The 22,557-nt window shown below is 43.2% G+C and carries 13 protein-coding genes; 1 reads left to right on the top strand and 12 read right to left on the bottom strand.

Features of this window, described 5'->3' with window-relative positions; all coding sequences use genetic code 11:
• Window positions 1–318: 318 nt before the first annotated feature.
• From DXB15_RS02720 to DXB15_RS02710, 3 genes are all read right to left on the bottom strand, one after another.
• Window positions 319–1,902, bottom strand: coding sequence for a sigma-54 interaction domain-containing protein (locus tag DXB15_RS02720; protein ID WP_146190170.1), 1,584 nt, complete (start codon window positions 1,900–1,902; stop codon window positions 319–321).
• Between the two features lie 52 nt (window positions 1,903–1,954).
• A complete protein-coding gene (locus DXB15_RS02715) occupies window positions 1,955–3,133 on the bottom strand; it encodes an aldo/keto reductase (protein ID WP_118701949.1) in 1,179 nt (392 codons plus the stop codon).
• Between the two features lie 141 nt (window positions 3,134–3,274).
• Window positions 3,275–4,273 carry an acyltransferase family protein gene (locus tag DXB15_RS02710; RefSeq protein ID WP_118701948.1) on the bottom strand — a complete coding sequence of 333 codons (999 nt, stop codon included), beginning with the start codon at window positions 4,271–4,273 and terminating at the stop codon, window positions 3,275–3,277.
• Window positions 4,274–4,809: 536 nt separating this feature from the next.
• Here DXB15_RS02710 and htpG point away from each other — a divergent pair.
• Complete coding sequence (gene htpG / locus DXB15_RS02705; protein WP_118701947.1) at window positions 4,810–6,867, top strand: molecular chaperone HtpG; 2,058 nt, start codon at window positions 4,810–4,812, stop codon at window positions 6,865–6,867.
• Window positions 6,868–7,168: 301 nt separating this feature from the next.
• Here the strand turns inward: htpG and DXB15_RS02700 are convergent, their stop codons facing one another.
• The 9 genes from DXB15_RS02700 to DXB15_RS02660 form a co-directional block, all read right to left on the bottom strand.
• The gene (locus DXB15_RS02700; protein ID WP_118701946.1) at window positions 7,169–8,416 is read right to left on the bottom strand and encodes a M23 family metallopeptidase; all 1,248 of its coding nucleotides are present in this window, start codon (window positions 8,414–8,416) and stop codon (window positions 7,169–7,171) included.
• A 27-nt stretch (window positions 8,417–8,443) separates the two neighbouring features.
• The gene (locus tag DXB15_RS02695; protein WP_147404752.1) at window positions 8,444–9,436 is read right to left on the bottom strand and encodes a peptidylprolyl isomerase; all 993 of its coding nucleotides are present in this window, start codon (window positions 9,434–9,436) and stop codon (window positions 8,444–8,446) included.
• Between the two features lie 26 nt (window positions 9,437–9,462).
• Entirely contained in the window at window positions 9,463–9,726 is a 264-nt protein-coding gene (locus DXB15_RS02690; protein WP_109215151.1) for a glyoxalase, read from the bottom strand.
• A 377-nt stretch (window positions 9,727–10,103) separates the two neighbouring features.
• A complete protein-coding gene (locus DXB15_RS02685) occupies window positions 10,104–10,664 on the bottom strand; it encodes a Maf family protein (RefSeq protein WP_109214930.1) in 561 nt (186 codons plus the stop codon).
• Window positions 10,665–10,684: 20 nt separating this feature from the next.
• A complete protein-coding gene (gene addA / locus DXB15_RS02680; RefSeq protein WP_118701944.1) occupies window positions 10,685–14,239 on the bottom strand; it encodes a helicase-exonuclease AddAB subunit AddA in 3,555 nt (1,184 codons plus the stop codon).
• Window positions 14,229–17,672 (bottom strand): helicase-exonuclease AddAB subunit AddB, encoded by a 3,444-nt coding sequence (gene addB / locus DXB15_RS02675; protein ID WP_118701943.1) that lies wholly within the window; start codon window positions 17,670–17,672, stop codon window positions 14,229–14,231. Before addB ends, addA begins: the two co-directional genes overlap by 11 nt.
• Window positions 17,673–17,781: 109 nt before the next feature.
• A complete protein-coding gene (gnpA, locus tag DXB15_RS02670) occupies window positions 17,782–19,950 on the bottom strand; it encodes a 1,3-beta-galactosyl-N-acetylhexosamine phosphorylase (RefSeq protein WP_118701942.1) in 2,169 nt (722 codons plus the stop codon).
• A gap of 656 nt (window positions 19,951–20,606) precedes the next feature.
• Window positions 20,607–21,428 carry an undecaprenyl-diphosphate phosphatase gene (locus DXB15_RS02665; protein WP_118702037.1) on the bottom strand — a complete coding sequence of 274 codons (822 nt, stop codon included), beginning with the start codon at window positions 21,426–21,428 and terminating at the stop codon, window positions 20,607–20,609.
• 224 nt (window positions 21,429–21,652) lie between these two features.
• Window positions 21,653–22,474: an alpha/beta hydrolase gene (locus DXB15_RS02660; RefSeq protein WP_118701941.1), complete on the bottom strand. Its 822-nt coding sequence runs from the start codon at window positions 22,472–22,474 to the stop codon at window positions 21,653–21,655.
• Window positions 22,475–22,557: the final 83 nt, after the last annotated feature.

Below are 22,557 nucleotides of genomic sequence, written 5' to 3'. Positions count from 1 at the left end.
TTCTTCTCCTTTTCTATCTTCCTGCAGGTTTGTGACCTATTATATTGCAAAGCCGATGCCAGTTTTGTTGTGATATCTGGCAAATATGTGATTTATGCTCATTTATGTTTGTTTTTTTAAAAAACAGGCAAAATCAATTCGCATTTCGTGTTTTTGGGATTAAAAAAGGAACATGACAATTCCATCATATCCCTTTCTAAACTATGTTCGTTTTTGTATAGTGTCATTTTTGGCACTTTCATTTTTATATATGGGTGCAACATTTGGCATATATGCCATTTATGGCACTATTCTGTTTTTTATGCATATTCTTTCAGCTCAAGATAATCCATACTCCGCCAGTTTCCGGTAAAACGTCCGTCTTGACACTTTCAATTCCTGAATTACTGCATTACGATTCCCCTGACATCTCTCCAAGGCCGCCGCGATCACATGTTTCTCGTAAGCCTCCACCTGTTCCTTCAGACTGTCAAAATGCATGCCGTCTTCCAGCATCGAAAGTTCCTTCGTCTGCGCATCCTGCTGCACGTTTTCTTCCGCAGCAACACCGGAAATATACTCCGGTAAATCTCCCGCACCAATGGAATCCGACATCGTCAGTACCACTGCACTTTCCACCACATTTCGCAGTTCTCGGACATTTCCCGGCCATTTATAATTCATCAGTGCCTGATACGCACTTTCTTTCATATGTTTTTCTTTCTGATATTTGTGATTAAACGTATCCAGAAATTCATTCGCCAGCAATATCACATCACTGCCACGTTTTCTGAGAGGCGGTATCTCAATGGAAATAACGTTCAAACGGAAATACAGGTCCATTCGAAAAGTTCCATCCTCGATCATCTGCTCTAACGGCTGATTTGTCGCGGCAATCACACGCACATCGATCGGCACACTTTTTTGTCCACCGACTTTTTCAATCTCGCCTTCCTGAAGTACACGCAACAGCTTTGCCTGCATTGCCATCGGCAGATCGCCGATCTCATCCAGAAAAATCGTTCCTCCATGAGCCAGCTCAAATTTTCCGGCGCGACCACCTTTTTTAGCCCCGGTAAAAGAACCTTCCTCATAACCAAACAATTCACTTTCGATCAGGGCTTCCGGAATTGCCGCACAATTTACCTTAATAAATGGCTGATTCCTTCTGGCACTGTTTTCCTGTACGATCTTGCAGATGACTTCTTTACCAGTTCCGTTCTCGCCACGAATCAACACTGACGCATCTGTAGACGCCACCATCATCGATTTTCGAATGCAGTTCAGATAGACTTCACTCTCACCGATAATATGATTCGTTTTCAAAAAATCTCTGGCACGGATCTCCTGATTGTATTCTTCTGCCACCTGAGAAATACGCTGCACCTCACTGGTCAGATGATTCAGCTCCGTAATATCTGTAAACAGAGAACACGCCCCTATGAACTCTCCCTGCTGATACAATGGAAACATATTTACCGATACATATTTCTGCACTGACTGAATCAACTGTTTTTCACGACGTTTTGGCTTCTGTGTTTCCAATACTTCCAAAAGAGCTGCATCTTTTTCAATCTGATTCATATAACGACCGATAATTTTTCCCGGCGCGACATTCAAAATATCCGAATAAGCTGGATTTACATAGAAAATCCGACTTTCTTTGTCCACCGCAATCACGCCAATACTCAGATGCTCCAGAATCTGAGCCATATCCAGCGTCTGATTCCACTGATAAATAAAACGCAGACGCTCCACCTGAATAGCTCCCAGCATTTCGCCATTTTCATCCACAATACCGATATATTTTTCTTCTGTATTCAGTACGCGCTGATCAATATCCCGGATTCGAATTCCTGCTGGAAGAAAACTCTTTGTCTCAACATTCTTTCGATTCGGGTTCATAAAACGCGTAATTTCCATTGTTCCCACCAACTTTCTATCTTCTGCCTTTATTTTTAATCCACCTGTAGTGTTACCACAACTTCAACAGTCGAATTGCCTTCCCCGCCAGCTTATACGTCACGTTTTCCAATTCTTTTGACGCATTCTTCAGTTCCTTTCGAATTGGAATCCCCTGCGGGCAGTGCTGCTCACATTTTCCACATCCCACACACTGAGAAGCACTGGTCGGTGTCTGTCGGAAAATTGTACACTGCATATATCCCTTTCGCGCCGTCTTTTTATTCTCGCTGTAAATCAGATTGTAAAAACTGAAGGTACCCGGAATATCCACATTTTTCGGACATGGCATACAATAACCGCAACCGGTACATCCTACCTTCATACTGTGATTGATTGCATCCTTTAACTCATTGACAAACGCTGTCTCTTCCTCTGTAAAAGCTCCCGCCTTCGTTTCAGACGCAATCCGACAGTTTTCCTGCACCATCTCAATGGAATTCATACCAGAAAGCACCGTTGTCACCTCCGGCTGGTTCCAAAGCCAGCGAAATGCCCACTCTGCTGCACTGCGTCCGGATGGATGTGCTGCCACCTTCTGTTTTGCTTCTTCCGGCAGCAGATTCACCAGCTTGCCGCCCCGCAGCGGTTCCATGATCATCACCGGAAGTCCCTTTGCCGCAGCATACTGTAATCCTTTTCGTCCCGCCTGACTGTTTTCATCCAGATAATTATACTGGATCATACAAAAATCCCAGTCATAGGCATCCACCAGCTCACAGAAATCCTTGGTATTGCCATGATAGGAAAATCCGATCCGGTGAATCTCCCCGGAAGCTTTCTTCTTCGCGATCCATTCCTCGATGCCAAGACCTTTTAGTTTTTCCCATGTTTCCAGATTGGTCAGCATATGCATCAGGTAAAAATCAATGTAAGTCGTCCGTAATCTGCGCAGCTGCTCCTGAAACGTCTTTTCCAAACCTGCCGCAGATTTGATCAGATAATGTGGCAATTTATCTGCAATGTAAATCTGCTCCCGGCAGTGATTTTTTTCAAAAATCTTTCCCATGGCCTCTTCACTGCCGCTGTAAATATATGCGGTATCAAAATAGTTGACACCAAGCTTCATGGCCTCCAGAATCTCAGCTTCTGCTTTTTCCAGATTGATTTTTCCATTTTCTTTTGTAAAGCGCATGCAGCCATAAGCCAGCATGGATACTGGATTTTTTTCTTTGTCATATCGATATTGCATATTCATGCTCCTAATTTGCAAGTGATTCGCTCGTTTGTTTATCTTTCTTTTCTATATATTCTGAAGTACAATTCGTAATTACACACAACTCACGTTTCTGTAGAATCATATTCCATAATTCCTTTTTTAACAGAATTATACTTACTTCTTCTGATTTCCATAATACGGAATCGCAATTTTTCGCAGCAACCGTTCAAATCCATTCCAGGAAAGTCCCAGTGTCAGTCCCACCGAAATCAGCAGCTGCCAGCCAATCTTATTAAATATCCAATCATTAAACGGCGTATACATCAGAATCAGAATTACAATCGTATGTAGCAGATATACACTTAATGTATTTTTTCCGATGACTTCAATCACCGGAATCCGTCTGGTCGGCACCCACACGATCAAAACCCAGATCCACAAAAAGGCGATAATCCATGCCAGGATTCGTGTATACCAGGTATATACACCTCCATCAAAGCTTTCCGTTCCCCAAAATAACTTTCTTGTGCTCAGTCTGCTGACCAGAATAAATCCCATAATAATTCCAACTGCAAGAAACGCTGTTGCAATTTTTGCCTCTTTCGGATTTTTCTGTTTCCCATATCGAAGGAAAAATCCACCGTCTTTTTCATAATATCCCGCCAGGAAAAACGGTAAAAAGTTCATAATTCTGGACATTGCCATAAAGTTCTCCGTATCTGGATTGTAACCGATCACAATGCCAAGAATCATAGATAAAAGCAGATATGCCACCCGGTGCCGCTTATTTTTCGTGTCAAATACCGGCAACAAAAGCTGATAAATGATCATCGCCACCAGATACCACAGTGTCCAGCGCGGTGTAAAAAACTGCATATCGATTTTCACCGGATGTCCCCATTGAATGCTGTCCAATATGAAATCCAGCAAAAAACGAAGCAGCTGAAATACGATGTACAGCGGAAAAATCCTGGATAAAATCTTCTTCGGATCAACTTTCGCAAAATAACCGGATACAAATATGAACGCCGGCATATGAAAACTGAATATGATTTTATAAATAACATCTACTTCCGGCGTATCCGCAAAGGTACTGATCATGTGCCCGAATACTACCAGAAAAATCAACAAAGCTTTTATATTATCAAAATGATAATTTCTCTCTCCTGCTATGTCTGTTCACTCCTGTTCCTTCTATAAAAATAACATCTTCAAGAATGCTCCGGCATTCTTGTTGCGAGGTGCGTGTCATGCAATTGCATGACATACTTCAACTGCGCACCTCTGTAATCCTGCCGGAGGGTATATCAGATGGGGGATTGGCTCCCACCACTGATACTAACTTGTTTCTCACCACCTATAGAGGTGGGAGTCATCTCCCATCTGATATAATCACAACTCTTACTTCATTATCATCAGGAAATACCGTTACAACCTTTCGCAACCATACCCCTGATTTTTGCATCCTAGTGAGTATACCTTTTTTTTACAGAAACCGCAATAAGTAAAACAGATCACAATGTTTTTTACACTTTTTTGTTTTTGTTAGCACTCATTTAAAAAGAGTGCTAATTTTCTATTGACTTTTTAATTTTGGAGTATTATAGTGTATTTATGCTTTCAGAGACCCTTATTTTTTATCAGGATTTCTGAACCAAATACGCTAATTTTTCAAAAATATTTATAAAGAAGAAACAGGAGTGATAAGTATGAGTAACAAACACGGAAGTCTTTCCATCAACAGTGACAACATTTTTCCGATCATCAAAAAATGGCTGTATTCCGACCACGACATCTTCTATCGTGAACTTGTATCCAACGGATGTGACGCCATTACAAAACTGAAAAAACTTGATATGATGGGCGAATACACACTGCCGGATGATTACGAAGCAAAAGTGGAAGTACGTGTCAACCCGACAGAGAAAACCTTAAAATTCATTGATAATGGTCTTGGAATGACTGCAGATGAAGTTGAGGAATATATTAACCAGATTGCATTTTCCGGAGCAACTGATTTCCTTGAGAAATACAAAGATAAATCCAACGACGATCAGATCATCGGTCATTTCGGCCTTGGATTCTACTCCGCATTTATGGTAGCTGATGAAGTTCATATCGATACTCTCTCTTATAAAGAAGGCGCTACACCGGTTCACTGGGAATGTGACGGCGGTACAGAATTTGATATGAAAGACGGTAACAAAACAACCGTTGGTACCGAGATCACCTTATTCTTAAATGAGGATTGCCTAGAGTTTGCCAACGAGTACCGCGCAAGAGAGGTCCTGAATAAATACTGCTCTTTCATGCCGACAGAGATCTATCTGGTAAACGAAACTGCAGAACCGGAATATGAAACCATCCTTCCGGAAGAAAAAACAGACAAAGATACCGTTATTGAAACCATCATCGAAGATGCCAAAACAGAGGAAAAAGAAAACGAGAACGGTGAAAAAGAGATTGTAGAAGTATCTCCGCGTACCGAGAAGTTAAAAATTTTAAAACGCCCGGTTCCGATCAACGATCCTCATCCACTCTGGACAAAACATCCAAATGAGTGCAGCGATGAAGATTACAAAGAGTTTTACCGCAACGTATTCCATGATTACAAAGAGCCGTTATTCTGGATTCATCTGAACATGGACTATCCGTTCAACTTAAAAGGTATCCTCTACTTCCCGAAGATCAATACCGAGTATGATTCCATTGAAGGAACCATCAAGCTTTACAACAATCAGGTATTTATCGCAGACAATATCAAAGAGGTTATTCCGGAATTCCTGATGCTCTTAAAAGGTGTTATCGACTGCCCGGATCTGCCGCTGAATGTATCCAGAAGTGCACTTCAGAACGACGGCTTTGTAAAGAAAATCTCCGAGTACATCACCAAGAAAGTGGCTGACAAGCTCACAGGTATGTGCAAGACAGATAAAGAAAGCTATGAGAAATACTGGGATGACATCAGCCCGTTCATCAAATTCGGCTGCTTAAAAGATGAGAAATTCTGTGACCGTATGAACGATTACATCCTCTTCAAAGATATCAATGACAAATACATGACACTTCCGGAGCTCTTAAAAGAGAAAGAGGAAAAAGAGGCAGAAGCCAAAGATGAGAATGCTGAGGATAAAGCTGATAACACTGATGCAGACAAAGATACCCGCGAGACGATCTACTATGTAACAGATAAAAATCAGCAGGGACAGTATATTCGTATGTTCAAGGAATCTGACATGAACGCCGTTATCCTTGACCACAACATTGATACTTCCTTCATCACTCAGTTAGAGCAGCGGAATCAGCATTACAAATTTATGCGTATCGATGCTGATGTAACTGATGCACTGAAAGAAGAAGTATCTGAAGAAGATATGAAATCTGCACTGGATACTCTGACAGAGACTTTCCGCACTGCTCTTGGCAAAGAGAATCTGGATGTAAAAGTAGAAAAATTGAAAGACGCTTCTATCTCATCCATGATCACACTCTCCGAAGAGGGACGTCGTATGCAGGATATGATGAAGATGTACAATATGTACGGCATGGATCCGTCCATGTTTGGCGGCAATGAGACATTGGTTCTGAATGTCAACAACAAACTGGTTCAGTATATTCTTGATCACAAAGATGGCGAACATGTACCGATGTTCTGTAAACAGCTTTATGATCTGGCTATGCTTTCCAACCAGCCGCTTTCACCGGAGGCTATGACAGCGTTCATTAACCGAAGCAATGAGGTTATGATGATTTTGGCTGATAAATAAATTTTAAGAGCAACTTTATAGGTAATATAAGGAATCCTCTTATTTTGCATCACGCAGGCTAAGACGCCTGCTTTGATGAAAAATAAGAGGGTTCTATTTACACTTTGGTACTTTTTCACCTTACATCATTATAGGATTTTCTTCATAGTCTCTTAAAAATGTTTCATTAACATTTTCTGATCTATAAAAACGTATAAGGTTCTATTTTTTGACATTTCTCAAAAAAAACTGAGCCATCTTTCTTCGATGACTCAATTTGCATGTTTTCATTGTAATTTATTTTTTGGTGTTGGCAATGCTGCTATTTCGGCGTCACCATTGTTAATGGATCAACATATGTTCCAGATACTTTGAATCTGAGATCCAGATGATTTCCAGTTGCATCACCTGTCATTCCAACATATCCGATCACATCTCCCTGTGATACCTTTTGTCCTACGGTCACATTCAAGGAAGAACAATGCAGATACATTGTATGTACGCCGTTTCCGTGATCAATTTCGATATTATTTCCAAAACTGCTGCTGTATTCCGCTTTGATCACCGTTCCGGCTGCACAAGCCTGAATGGATGTGCCCGATGGTGCCGGAATATCAATTCCATTATGAAACTCCTGACCATGATACGGGCAGATACGGCTTCCAAATGAAGAACTGATTGTTTTATAACCTGTCAGCGGCCATACATAATCTGCTTTATTTTCACCCGAATCTGTATACTGCACTTTTCCGTCGATTACCTGGCAGTCTATGCCATTCCAACGCGCGGTTCCATTATAGGAAAAATCGACTTTTCCGTCCACCAGATACCAGATTCCGTTTTCATTTTCTGCAGCGCCAGTAAAATCAAAGTTTACTTTTCCACCTTCAATGCACCACCAGCCGTTTTCATTTTTCGCTACTGTGTTTGCTGAAAAATCCACTTCTCCTTCTCGGATCAGCCACCAGCCATTCTCGTTTTTTGCCACTGTATTCGCAGTAAAATCTACTTTTCCTTCCCGGATCAGCCACCAGCCATTTTCATTTTTCGCTACTGTATTTGCAGTAAAATCTACTTTTCCTTCCCGGATCAGCCACCAGCCATTTTCATTTTTCGCTACTGTATTTGCAGTAAAATCTACTTTTCCTTCCCGGATCAGCCACCAGCCGTTTTCATTTTTCGCTACTGTATTTGCAGTAAAGTCTACTTTTCCTTCTCGGATCAACCACCAGCCGTTTTCATTTTTCGCTACTGTATTTGCGGTAAAATCTACTTTTCCATCTCGAACAAACCACCAGCCATTTTCATTTTTCGCCACACCAGTGTAATCAAAATCCACATCACCGTTTGTAATCTTCCACCAGCCATTCTCATATTTACTGATGGTATTAGCTGTACGGTCAATTTTTCCATTCACATACAAATGCCACTGATTTGTCTGCGGATCTTTGCAGACACCCTCTAACACCTTTGTCTCAGTTGCGGCATTTGCAGACACAGGCGCCATCGCACCTGTCAGCACTGCCCCAGTTGCCAAGGCCAGAGCAGCTATTTTTTTCCATCTGTTCATTTTCACTCTACTCTTTTCCCTGCTTGTTTACTGTTGTTCTGTCTCAAAATACTGTGCATATACTTCCATAAAAGATGCGCTCTCAAGTTTCAGGGAAGTATCTACCGTTACTTCCGACCATACATCCTGATTCTCTTTGGAACTTAACTGACTCATATAATCTGCATACGTATCGGTCACCGCATCTGACATGCGCTGCTCTAACACATCTTTCTTATGCTCATCCGTCAGCTCTGCATCAAACGCACTGCTGCAGTAAAAAATATAATATCCATTGTCTGCCTCGATAATGTCAGTGATCCCACCATCCGTCAATGCAAATAATTTTTGAATGATTTCATCAGAAAATGTCGAACGGTTTACGGTTATATCCACCGCATCTGCCTCATTGACAGTCTGCGCCAGTGTCTCAAAATCCGTTCCACCCTGAAGCTGTGTCAGATAAGACTGCGCTTTTGCCTGATCCGTTATATAAATCTGTTTTACACGCATCACCCGCGCTTCATCATCACTGACCTCCTGATTTACATCTGTTTTCAATGATTCATAGAGCTTATCTGCCAGCAAATAACGTTCGAATAATTTTTCTGTCTGTTTCTCATTCACACCAACATACTCACGTTCCGCATCATCCAGTCCATCCAGATACGTTTTCGCTGCTTCCGTCACTTTTTTCTGTTCTTCTTCGGAAAGTGTCACTTCTTTTTCAGAAGCGATGATATCCAATGTATAAACCTGTGCCATCTGCGCCAGTGTCAGATCTTTGATATAGTCTTCCAGACTCTGCTCCTGTCCGTAATCGTGCTCCCACATGTCGATGCCGTACAAATTACTGTACTCTTTCTGGTAATTCATCAGGATCACTTTTGCATCGTCCTTGCTGCAGCTCTCACTGCCAACCTTAAATACCGGCTTTGCAATGACTGCTTCCAACGGATTTCCACAGGCACCAAGCATTGCAGAACAAGCCAGAACAACCGCCAGCGCTCCCGTTTTTTTTCTCATATTTCTACTTTTCAATCAACTGTTCTCCTCTTAACGTTTTCTTAGGCATCTACAACCAGATAACGTCCGTCCGGCAGTTTGAACACTTCATCTGCCTGTTCCAGTTCTTCTTTGCTCATGCCGGCAATATCTGCTCCGGTTTCGTCAAAATATTCCCGTACTTCTTTCATATTTTTGCATACAGCTGCCATGCACATATCCAGAAAATCTTCTGCTTCTTCCGGTGTCTCTGCTACTTTCTCCGGAAAAAGTTTTAACTGGTCTTTTAAAAATGTTTCAATACATACTTTATCGTATTCGCCCATTCTACTGTTCTCCATTTCAAAATTTTCGTTTCCATATCAAGCGGCTTCTCTCCATTCTATCTGTCAAAACCAGACACCGCTATTTTTAATATACCATTGTTGTGGATTTCCCGCAACAAAAAAAGATGTTCACCAGCGGCGTTCAAGTTTTAAACAAATTTTAATCCTGCTCAACACCTGTACGAAAGACATTCAAGTCGAACGCACGTGAGACTTGGTGCGTGATTCTGGTCAGCGAAAGCTGACATCTTCTTTTCAGAATCACTGCACATCCTCGCGGAGCATTTATCTCAGTCGGAGATTGAACTCCCACTGAGAAAGACTTGTTACTACTCACCACTTGCAGAAGTGGGAGTCTCAACTCAGACTGAGATGATCTATTTCTTTAATTCATGGTATAACCGTGCGATCGGTAAACCAACCACATTGTTGTAATCCCCATGAATTTCGCGGACATAGAGACCGCCCACGCCCTGAATTCCATAAGAACCGGCTTTATCCATCGGTTCTCCGGTAGCTACATACTGATCAATTTCTTCCTCTGTCATCGGATAAAAGACCACATCCGTTTTTTCAAAAAAGCAACGCACATCTTCTGTTCCATTTTCCTTTTTCCAGATACACACGCCGGTATACACCTGATGTTTCTTGTCCTGCAGCATGCAAAGCATCCGTTTTGCATCTTCCGCATCCTTTGGTTTTCCAAGAATTTTCTGGTCATAAACTACGACTGTGTCCGCCCCCAGAATCCATGCATCTCCTTCGGTTTTTACTGCAATCTCCGCTGCTTTCTGCTGCGCCAGCTCCATCACGGCACGCTCCGGCAGCACTTCTGTAATTTTTTCTTCTCCCTGTGACGGGCATACTTCAAACTCCATTCCCATCTGAGCCAGCAGTTCCCGACGCCGCGGGGATGCTGATGCTAAAATAATTCTCATATACAATTCTCTCCATTTATTTAAAGTAATATTGTCTCTGCCAGCGCAAAGGAATAAATCAAAATCTCCTTCACCGGCTTTTCATCCGAAAATCTGCTCAGTGCATCCGCATAAAGCTCCAACTGCTTTTTATAACGGCGCACCAGTTCCTGCGCATTGTCTACATGATCTGTCTTATAATCCAGCAAAACAATCCCATCTGCTTCTTCCCAGAACACATCGATGATACCCTGAATCAGCACATCTTCTTCCGGACGGCTATCCTCCCAGACCAGATTTGCCGGCACTGACATTACAAACGGTTTTTCCCGCTCTAAAGCACCCTGTTCTGCTGCCGCACGCATTCGTTTTGCAGTATCACTCTGTAAAAATCCAAGCAGCTGCTTCCAGTTTAACCGTTTTGCATCCGCTTCCTGCATACGTCCAAGGGCACACAATGCATCAATCTGCTGTTTTACAAAATATAGTCCCTGCTTTTCATCTGCAAAATCCGGAAGTCCTGCGAAATCCAGACATTCCAGAAAACGGTGTACCATGGTTCCATACAGTGCGCCTGCATTTTCCTTTACTTCCTGCACAAACCGCGGCACATACGGTGTCGCAATTTCATCCGGGAACAATGGTTGTGCGGTATTCAAAGTCTGTTCTGCCGACTCACTCCGTTCTTCCATTGCCCGATGCTTTAATTCTGACACCGACACTTTCTGCTTGTGTGCGCCTTCTTCTTTCCATGCATATTCCCATGAAAACGTCTCTTTTAGCTGCGCCAGTTCCGTTTCTGATACGTTCTGCAACGCTTCCAGAAGTGTCCGATGTTCCAATGCTGTATCCTGTAATTTTCGCTGTTCTTCCTGCTGCATCCGCGCCTCATCCCAGATCACGTAACGGTAATCCGGATTCTCCATACCAAGCACCGGTATTACCCAATCCCAGTAACTTTTCGCATCATAGCGGGTGGAAAACGGTACTTTTTCCTCTCTGGAAAAACCGCTGTATTGCCCTTCTTCCGGCAGCTTGCAGGTTCCTGCCAGAATCAGTTTTTCCTTTGCTCTGGTCAGTGCCACATATAACACACGCAGCTCCTCTCCCAGATTTTCCTTTTTTGCTTCCATAGCAAAAATCTGGTGAATCAGTGTGTTGGCTTTCGTCCGTTTCTCACAGTCAAACCATTTCAATCCAATACCAAATTCCGGGTGAAAGATCATATTGCTGTTGAGATCCTGCTCATTAAACTGTTTTCCCATACCGCAGACAAACACAACGGGGAATTCCAGACCTTTGCTCTTGTGGATACTCATGAGACGGACAGCATTTTCCTGCTCACTGACAATCTCTGCTTCGCCATAGTCCACATCATATTTCATCAATCGGTCAATATAGCGGATAAAGTGAAATAATCCATGATAACTGGTCTGTTCATATGCCACTGCTTTTTCCATCAGCATATCCAGATTTGCCCGGCGCTGTTCACCAGCCGGCAACGCTGCCACATAATTACGGTAGCCGGTCTCATCCAGAATTTCCTGCAATAAACGATGAATCGGTGTATACGGAATCCGCTGACGAAATTTCTGCAGCATTTCCTGAAAGGCAATAATTTTCTCTGATACAGGCAGCATCTGTTCCACACACTGATAAAACGGCATTCCCGGATATTCCGACCGAATCTGTGCCAGTTCCTCCGATGAAAACTTTCCAAAATAGGATTTCATCACCGCTGCCAGTGGAATATCCTGATACGGATTATCCAACACACGCAACAGTGAAAGCACGGTCTGTACTTCCGTTGCCGAAAAATAGCCTGTTTTGGACGCAACGATCAGCGGAATTCCTTCCTGCTCAAACACTTTCTGATAGGTCTCTGCCCAACCGGACATGGAACGCAGTAACAGTACAATATCCTTGTACGTGATTTCCGGTATTTCCTGTGTCTCCACCAGTTCCCGGATCCGACCTGCCACAGCCGCTGCTTCCTGTTCCCGTCGTTCCATGCCGCTCTCCTGGGAAGGAACAAGCAAAAGCTCCGGCTTACAGCAATCCGCATTCTCATAATCCGGATACACCGCTCCTGCATACAAAGCTGCCTCCGCATCATATGCCACATTTCCCAGATTTTTTTCCATCAGCGGATAAAAAATATCATTTACCGCTTCCACCACTTCCCGGCGGCTTCGGAAATTTCGGTGCAGGTCAATGCGCTGCTGACTGCTCTCCTCGGTGCTGAACCGATGATATTTGTCCATAAAAAGCTCCGGTCGCGCCAGCCGGAACCGATAAATACTCTGCTTGACATCACCAACCATAAACAGGTTTTCGTTTCCATTTTTCACACCGGAAACCGCTGTCAGCAATGTTTCCTGTACATAGTTGCTGTCCTGATACTCATCAATCATAACTTCCCGATACTGCTGTTGATATTCCAGCGCCGTTTCGGTCAGCTCTTTCGTTTCCGAATCCACCAGTACACGCAGCGCATTGTGCTCAACATCCGAAAAATCCAGCATATTTTTCTTCTGCTTTTCTTCCTGAAAACGATCAGAAAATGCCTGCGTCAGTGTCACCAGCATCCGCACCATTTTGGACGTCTGTGTCAGACGCTCTAACTGCACCTCCAGCATTGTCGCAAAAATTGTCTTTTTCCACTTGTCAATCTGATCCTTCATCCGCTTGCGCCCGGACATTACCGCGTCTTTTTTTGCCACACTGCCTTCGTATTTTCCAGATCTTCCGATATTTTTAAAATCAATGGCAGAAATGGCTGCCTGCCACTGAGAAAAATGTTCACATTTTCGCAAATTTTCCAACTGCCGCAGGTCATCGGCAATGGATGCCTCATACATATATGGTCCATCCGGCTCCTGTGTCAGCTCCAGCAATTTTTCCTGAGCAGTGATCAGATCCTCCACACGTACATTTAAATATGACAGAAAATCTCTGATCCAGCTTTTTTCTTCCAGTTCCGCTTCATTGGCGGCTTCATATTGCTGCACACAGGTCTCCAGCCATTCCTTCGGCCACGGATAGCTTTCCGCATAATTATATAATTTCAGGATCATTTCTTTGATTTGTAAATCGTTTTTTGCACCGGAATAACTGTCTGCAAACCGCAAAAACTCCGGATCTGCCTTTTGATAAAAATCTTCCAGAACCGCCTCACAGACATCCTCACGAAGCAGTTTCAGCTCTCCTTCATCCGCAATGCGAAATCCCGGTTCCAGATCAATTTTGTGAAAATGATCCCGCAGAATCCGGATGCAGAAACTGTCAATGGTAGTGATCTGTGCATTGTGCACCAGCGTCAGCTGCCGCTGCAAATGCTGGTTATACGGATCCTGTTCCAATGCGTTCTCAATAGCGGCACCGACACGCTCCCGCATTTCTGCTGCTGCCGCATTGGTAAAGGTCACAACCAGCAGGCGGTCAATATCCAGCGGATCTGTTTCATCCGTTACCATAGAAATAATACGCTGTACCAGCACCGCTGTTTTTCCGGAACCGGCAGCCGCAGAGACAAGCAGACTCCGGTTTCTCAGATTGATGACTTTTTCCTGTTCTTTTGTCCACTTAACGCTCATCCGGCAGACCTCCTTCCCGATAAATTTTCGCCCACACATCTTCATCCTTTAATTTCTTATTTTTTTCATAGGTGAATCCCTGAATTTTCGGATCAAAGCCACACACACTATGATACGGACAGTGATCGCAGCCGGTTTTCTGCTCCATCTGAAACGGTCGGATATCAATATCACCAGACAGGATTTTTTCTGCCGCATCACAGATCTTTCGATTCACAAAGGCTGTCATCGTCTGAAAATCCCTGCGTCCGGCTCCCGATGTTCCCTTTTTCGCAGGTGTTCCATCCGTTTTCAGTGTCAATGGAAGGACTTCCGATCTGCCCGCCAATCCTACATCCATCTGCTGATAAACTTCTGGTTCCAGACTGATCAGACCATTCAGACGCAGTTCACTTAAGATATGTTCCATGATTTTTTCTTCATCTTCACCATCTGCGTCCACCATCGGATCATCCATTCGATAGTAAAAAATACCCGCTGGAACAATCTCTTTTCCCGGATGTGTTTTTTTCAGCTGCTCCATGGCGGCATTCAGATACACCACAAGCTGCAACTGCTGTCCGTAATACAGATTCAACAACTGAAACGTTGTTTTTCCGGATTTATAATCAATGATGCGGACATATACGGCATCCTCCGTCTCCCGGGTGTCCATACGGTCAATTTTTCCTATCAGACGCATCTTATGCTCCGCATCCAGCATCATATTTTCCACATTTAACTCATTTACCTGCACAAAATCCACTTCATAGCCCGCCGGTTTGAAAGTTCCATGCCGGATCTGTTCCGTCAGCGCCCAGATACTGCGCTTCATGATCCGATAGATCCGCTCCAATACATAGGCACTTCTGGCAGATTCCAGCAAGGATTCATTTGGCATGGAAAGAACTGCTTCCTGCATAGCGGTTTGCAGCAAGTTTTCCTGTTCCGGTTCTGTGATGGTATACCAGTCATAGGATTTTTCCAGACCTTCACAATACCGCTGCAAAATCTCATGAAACATGCTTCCCATATCCAACGCCGCAAAACTGTAAGTCTCCCGTTCAGACAATTTCAAACCATATTCCAGAAAATGTGCATAGGCACAACGGGCAAACAGCTCCAGTCTGGTCACTGAATTGGTCAGCACCGTTCCATACAATTGCCGCGCGGTCTCGACTGCCAGCTGCTCTCCGGTAAACTGGGAAAATGCCGCTGCAAACAATTCATGTACCACAGATCCCCATTCTTTTGATTCACTCAGATACCGGTGCAACGCTTTCCATTCTTCTGTAATGCTTCCTGCTTTCGCCTGTGTCAGACCGGAAATATAAGTCTCCAGACTGCTTTTTGGTGAAACCGGTGTTCCGGATGCATCTGCTTCTATTTCCTCTACAATCACATTTGGAAACAGCTTCTGCACCGTGCCGATCAGGTAGGACGGGCGTGTCGCCTTCTGCTGCGTATCCATTCTGGCATACGTCAGATACAGTGCCTCTGACGGTTTTGTCATGTTCAGATACAGATAAAACCGCTGCAAAAAGGACTGTTCTCTGGCAGTCGGTGACAACTGCAGCTTCTGCTCCTCGATCAGTTCCCGGTCATACTGGGATAAAATTCCACCATTTGCCGTACTTTTCGGAATCGTGCCATCATTTACGCCAAGGAAAAAAAACACTTTAATGCCTTCCAGACGGGTTCGCTCAATATCTCCCAGAATCACACAGTCCGCTCCCGGTGGAATTGCTCCTACTTTTGCCGATGCAAAGCCTTCTTCCAGCACGTCCGCATAATCCCGGATGGACAGTTTTTCCTCTCCCAGCAGATCTACCAGTTTATCTAGCAGATCGATCACGATTTTGTAAATCTGTCGATACTGAGATGCCAGCAATTCTTCTCCAGCTTCCTCAAAGGCTTCCTGCTGCTCTTTCATCTGTTCTTCCAGATGTAACCCACAGAGCAAATCATACAATGCCTTTGTCATTTCGGATACCGTAACTTCTTTTTCTGACGCTGCCAGATAAAACGGCTCTAACATTTTCCAGAATCGCTCCCGCAGCGCATTGGCGCGCGCCAGCTCCTGCTGCAGTACCTGTTCTTCCACGCGGATTCTGCCGGTATGACGCATAGGTTTCAAAAATTTTTTCTTCCACTTAGATGCTCCGCGAATGCCCCGCGCCAGCACATAGTTTTCCAGAAAATCAATGTTTTTTTCCGTAAACCCGGACAGATCGGTTCGGAAAAATCGAAATACACTTTCATAGGAAAAATCTTTTTCTACCATTTCTAATACGGCACGGATCAGTTCGATACATGGATGATACAGAATCGACGTTTTGGTATCGACGAAATACGGAATATCATATAATTCAAAAATAGATTTTGCATACTTTTCATAACATTCCACATCCCCGCATACAATGGCGCATTCATGATAACGATAATTTTTCTCCCGCATCAAATGTGACAATTTCCATGCAGCAAAGATAAGTTCTTCCCTTGGTGTTGCCAGTGAATAAATGCGTAACGATTCCCCGCATTTTTCCTCATATCTGTGGCTGCGCACCCGGAACAGATTCTGTTCCAGATGTGCCAGCACCGGCGATTGCGCCAGACGGCTATTTTCATCAACTGGTAAAAATACCGGTTCTTCTACAATATATGTTTCTTCCTTTGCCGCCCGCAACAATGCCGCCGTCATTTTCCGGCTCATGTAAAACAGATCCTGAATTCCGTGATCTGCCAACGGATCTTCCCGCACATCCATTGTCACTGTCACATACATATCCTTTACCACATGCATACAGCGATGCAGCAATTTCATCTGCACCGGAGTAAATCCGGTAAATCCGTCAAATACAAACACTGCATCCCGCAGCAATTTGGAATCATCCGCCGCTTCTGCCAGTACATCCAGTACTCGCTCCGCTGTCACGTACTGTCCCTGCAGATATTCCTCAAAAGCCGCATACATGGTATGCACGTCCGATAATTTATAATACAGATTGGAATCCGGTTTTAACTGATGCAAAAAATCTTCCAGTTCTTCTACGGAAATATCATACTGCATCAGCTCAGAAATCATGGATTTCAGCTCATTGATATACCCCATTTTTCGGATATTTCCACGTAAAACCGTCAGCTCTTTGCCTTTTTCCTCTGCAATTTTACGCAATACCAGACTTTTTCCGGTTTCTTCCATAACCGTGTTCTGAATGCCAAGTTCATCAAAAATACGATATGCCAGACGTTCAAAACTGACCACATCAATGTTTACGATTACATGATTTTTGGATCGGCGTACCAGCTCCCTCTGTGTCTGCATTGTAAACTGCTCCGGAACAATGACATAAAAATTGCGCCTGCGGTCTGCCTGCGCCATCTGAATGACTTTTTCATAAATATAGGTTGATTTTCCACTGCCGGAATTTCCGTAAATGAGCTGTAATGCCATGATTTTTTGCTCCTGTTCTTTTTCCACTTATTTTTCAACAATCCCACAAAAAAGTAAGATACCCTATCGTTTATTATAAGGTATCTTACACGTTTACGCTATTATTCTTTTAAATTTCGTACCACTTAATCTCATTTGCATCAAGGTGTAATTCAAAGCTGCTTCCGTCTCCGCGGTAAACAACTGTGTCCTGCGGCTCGTAAGTATTATTAACAACACAATATTTGCCATTTGCCACATACGCATGTACATCCACGTTGAAGTTCTCAGAATACCATTTTCTTAAGTTTGCCTCATCGTGGCAGCTGTACATAACACTTCGATGCAGGATTCGTGCATTTTCGAAAGAATATGGCAGACCGCTGATGTATACAGAACGTCCTTTTCCAAACTCATGCACTGCCATCTGAACTTCTTTGTCGCGCTGAACCAGAATCTCGGTATCCTCACGGGCAAACATGCTCTTCTTGCCTTCTCCGAAGTCGACATCTTTTGTGCAGTCCTCTAAAATAAAGTGATCCGGATGATTTTCCCAGTTATATTTGTCATAATTTAAAGTAAATCCGGTCTCTTTTTCCACACCGATCACATTGCCAAGCTGAATGTATCTGCCCTGATGCTGATGTCCGGTCGGCTCTCCGACACCGATAAATCCACCGCCGTTGTATACAAATTTCTGGATAGCCTCTACGATCTGCGGATCTTCCCATTCGTAACCACCGGTATGTGCGGTATCGCCATCACCTACGTTGATAATAACGTCAATGTCATTTAAAATATCTGCATTTGCACGGATATCGTCAAAGCTGATGAATTTTACATCATACGGTGCGCCGCTCAGTGCTTCAATGACACCTGCATAACTGTAGTTCTGTTTCTGATACAATGCATGATGAACCATATGGCAGCCCCAGGAACGCATTTTGCCCCAGCTGTTCAATACTGCAACGGTTTTTACACAATACGGTGTGGTTCCTTTTGCATTTTCATACAGCAGACGGAACTCATCGCAGACACTCTCAATATAATCGATGAATTCCGGGAATTCGCAGGCCAGTTTCAGATATCCGCCGTATCCGATACGGTCGATCGGTTTACGCAGGATTGCTCTTCTGGCTGTTACCCAGTTTTCTTTTGCTTCTTTTACCGGATCACCGCCCTCATGGAAGGTATCCGGGAAGAAATACGGTAAAAATCTGCCTTCTCTGTATTTTACACCTTCCACATCACTGATCAGACGCAGGGTAGAACCGTTTCCGACACTTCCTACCAGTGCATCCAGACCGATGGTCTTGAACTCATCCATAAACGGCTCGGTTCCGATCCAATGATCGCCAAGGAACATCATAGCTTCTTTGCCTTCCTCATGAGTAATGTCTACCATTTCTTTGGCAAGTTTTGCAACTTCTCTGCGCTGGAATGCCTGGAAATCCTTGAATTCTTTGGATGGAATACGGTACTGATTGTTGAAATATCCCTGATCAATGATGTATTCCGGGCGGAATTTGTAACCAACTTCTTTTTCAAACTGATCTAAAATGTATGGGCTTACACTGGCAGAATATCCGTACCAGTCAACATATTTTTCCCTTGCAAGCTCGTCAAATACAAGCGTAAACTGATGGAAAAATGTGGTATAGCGGATGACATTGACATGCGGATTTGCTTTACAGAATTTCCGCAGACGCTCCATACTGAATTTATGTGTCTTTGGCTGACGCACATCAAATGTGATCTGATGCTCTACGTCTTTCCAGTCGTTGACAACGGCATTGTACATGTGCACCGGATCCCACATAATATAAGCCAGAAAACTTACGGTATAATCATGGAATGGTGTCGCCGGATCAATGGTCACATCTCCGGTCTCTTCGGAATAAGACCAGTTATCACAGCTTACTACTTCACCAGTGGTACGGTCGATGACTTCCCACCAGCGGCGAATGTCATCGTGGCTGTTTACTTTCAGCATTTCCGGATAAATACCGGTCATCAGATGAATGGATAATTTTCCAGATTCAGCAGTATAAAATTTTGTCATGATATAGCACTGCTGAATCTCATCCGGATTGGCTTTTGCCCACTCGTTATCCTTTCTCGTTGTATAATAAGTAGAATACACTTTCGCAGCTACATCTTTTAATCCTTCCGGGTAATCGGTTCCATCGCAGTCACGAATGGCATCTGCTCCCCAGCGTTTCATCAGTTCCAGTGTCTCCGGAACGACATCAATATCTGTCGGGATTGTTACACGACCTGTCAGTTTCTGATCTCCCATTTTCGTTTTTCCTCCTCATGAATTTTGTCAGTCATTTATTTCAGACTGATTAACTGTACTTATTGTACCATTAAATTGGTGGGATTTCATCTGGGATTTGTACAAAAATGAAATTGAAACTTGTAAAAAAAAGAAGTGATTCGTGGCTGTTACGGTTCGTTGTGAAAAGTGGAACTTTTTTAGTTTGTTTTGTGGCTATTTTTGTAAGTTGTACAAAATGGAACACTATTTAGTTTGTTTTGTGGCTATTTTATAGGTTGTGAAAAGGCAGAGTCAGATTTGTCTCGGTCGCTAACAATCGCTCCCAGAGGAAAATCTGACTCTGCCTTCTTGTACGTTTATGAAATAATGCAACAAAAAATTGCTATCTATACAATACTCTTACATAAATTCAAGTCGAACGCACGTGAGACTTGGTGCGTGATTCTGGTCAGCGAAAGCTGACATATTCTTCTCAGAATCACTGCACATCCCCGCGGAGCGTTTATCTCAGTCGGAGATTGTACTCCCACTGAGAAAGACTTGTTATTACTCACCACTTGCAGAAGTGGGAGTCTTCTCGACTGAGATAAATATGTTCAAAAATTTTTGCCATTTTTACAATATAAAATACTGCATGTATTAGATATGGCTACTTTGTATAAATTGAACGATACTTATCTGGTTGCAAGGAAATATCCAATAACTGCAACGCCAAGTACGATTCGGTACCAGCCAAACGCTTTGAAATCATGTTTTTTGATGTAAGACATCAGGAACTTGATCGCGATAATGGAAAGTACGAATGCTACGATCATACCGATTGCAAGTAATGCAACTTCTGAGGAATTAAATCCACCGTCGTATTTCAAAATCTTGATCGCGCTTCCGCCAAACATTGCCGGTACCGCAAGAAAGAATGTAAATTCTGCTGCCGCTGTTCTGGAAATACCAAGCATCAAAGAACCAACGATAGTAGAACCGGAACGGGATGTTCCCGGAAAGATTGCAGCAATCATCTGGAACACACCGATCATAAATGCCTGACCATAGGAAATATCATCGATAGAATCTACTCTTGCGACTTTGTTTTTGTTCGCACTCTCTACAAGAATAAATACAACACCTACTAAAATCAACATGATTGCTACGGTCTGGTAATTGTAAAAATATTTGGTAAATACGTCATCCCAAAGGATTCCAACCACACCTGCCGGAATGGATGCAACGATGATTTTTACCCACATCTTACATTTTCTACGGCTGATATGTAAGCCATGGTTGGTTGATAACGGAATCAACTTGTTCCAGTAAATAACTACTACCGCAAGAATTGCGCCCAGCTGGATCACTACCAGAAACAGATCCAGAAATTCCGGACTCACTTTTAATTTTACGAATTTGTCAAGCAAGATCATATGGCCGGTACTACTGATTGGAAGCCATTCTGTGATACCTTCCACTACACCAAACAATATTGCTTTTAATACTTCAATCATTGTTAACATATTAAAATTCCTTCCTAGTTTTTATTAACTACTTAATTTTTATGCCTAGAAGATTCTAACATGCTTCCAATAATATCTCAACTTAATTTTTTATGAGTATTTCTTTTCCAAAACCTAAACAAACGCTCTGTTACTTCCAACTGTTCACTTCCTGTTTTAAATTTTTTCAAAGTTACCACATCACAGACGTTTTTCTGAGTTTTTAACAATCTCTTTTAGTTTTCAAATATATGTTCTAACCAAATCTGTGCCAGATTAATCCAGCTCTGACATTCTTTCTGCACACCGATACCGTTGGCACGACAGGTTTCCTCATTTGCCAGAGACAGCCCATGTCCTCCTACCGGGTAAATATGCAATTCTGCTGACACGCCATGCTCCAGACAGGCCTGAAAGAAATACAGTGAATTTTCCACCGGAACGGTATCATCTGTCGCCGTATGCCATAAAAACGTTGGTGGTGTCTGCTCTGTCACCTGATTTTCCAGAGACAATTCCGCTTTCTTTTCCTCACAGGCATCACCCAGCAGATTACGGAAAGAACCTTCATGTGCCTTTTCTCCAGATGTAATAACAGGGTAGCATAACAGTAATCCGGCAATTTTAAGCTGTTCGGATGTCGTTGCCATTGCGTCTGCAAGCCATTTCTGATGCCAGGAGACACCGTAATCTGCTGCCAGATGACCACCGGCAGAACATCCCTGCACGACAATTTTCTCCGGATCGATGTGGCACTCTTCCGCATGTTTTTTCAGATACAATACACTTCCTGCCACCTGCAGCAATGCTGCCGGATAGCGCACCGGACTGACACTGTAGCGCAAAATGGCTACGTGATATCCCATGGCAAGAAAACGCATTGCCACCGGTTCTGCCTCACGATCAGAAGTCATTTCATATCCGCCTCCCGGACACATCAGAATAACCGGTCTTTTCTCATCCGGACGCATCTCAATGGAGCTGTCCAGAAAATAGGTGTATAAATATCCCGTAGCATCCATGCCCGGGGTTTTGATCTCGATTTTATTGTGTATCATGTTTTTTACCTTCTTCCTTACGCCGTATACTATGGGAAATTATCTGTTGCTTCCCCTCCAATAACCTGTCCAAGCATCTTCCT

It is taken from the genome of Roseburia sp. OM02-15 (assembly GCF_003481835.1).
GTDB lineage: Bacteria > Bacillota > Clostridia > Lachnospirales > Lachnospiraceae > Eubacterium_I > Eubacterium_I ramulus_A.
Note: the sequence above shows the minus strand (reverse complement) of the source record. Positions and strands in the feature narration are given on the sequence as shown.

Coding starts and splice junctions, on each gene's coding strand:
- DXB15_RS02715 (WP_118701949.1), bottom strand. CDS start 3,133: ATGCAATATCGATATGACAAAGAAAAAAATCCAGTATCCATGCTGGCT.
- DXB15_RS02690 (WP_109215151.1), bottom strand. CDS start 9,726: ATGGGCGAATACGATAAAGTATGTATTGAAACATTTTTAAAAGACCAG.
- DXB15_RS02660 (WP_118701941.1), bottom strand. CDS start 22,474: ATGATACACAATAAAATCGAGATCAAAACCCCGGGCATGGATGCTACG.
- DXB15_RS02665 (WP_118702037.1), bottom strand. CDS start 21,428: ATGATTGAAGTATTAAAAGCAATATTGTTTGGTGTAGTGGAAGGTATC.
- DXB15_RS02700 (WP_118701946.1), bottom strand. CDS start 8,416: ATGAACAGATGGAAAAAAATAGCTGCTCTGGCCTTGGCAACTGGGGCA.
- addB (WP_118701943.1), bottom strand. CDS start 17,672: ATGGCATTACAGCTCATTTACGGAAATTCCGGCAGTGGAAAATCAACC.
- addA (WP_118701944.1), bottom strand. CDS start 14,239: ATGAGCGTTAAGTGGACAAAAGAACAGGAAAAAGTCATCAATCTGAGA.
- DXB15_RS02685 (WP_109214930.1), bottom strand. CDS start 10,664: ATGAGAATTATTTTAGCATCAGCATCCCCGCGGCGTCGGGAACTGCTG.
- DXB15_RS02720 (WP_146190170.1), bottom strand. CDS start 1,902: ATGGAAATTACGCGTTTTATGAACCCGAATCGAAAGAATGTTGAGACA.
- htpG (WP_118701947.1), top strand. CDS start 4,810: ATGAGTAACAAACACGGAAGTCTTTCCATCAACAGTGACAACATTTTT.
- gnpA (WP_118701942.1), bottom strand. CDS start 19,950: ATGGGAGATCAGAAACTGACAGGTCGTGTAACAATCCCGACAGATATT.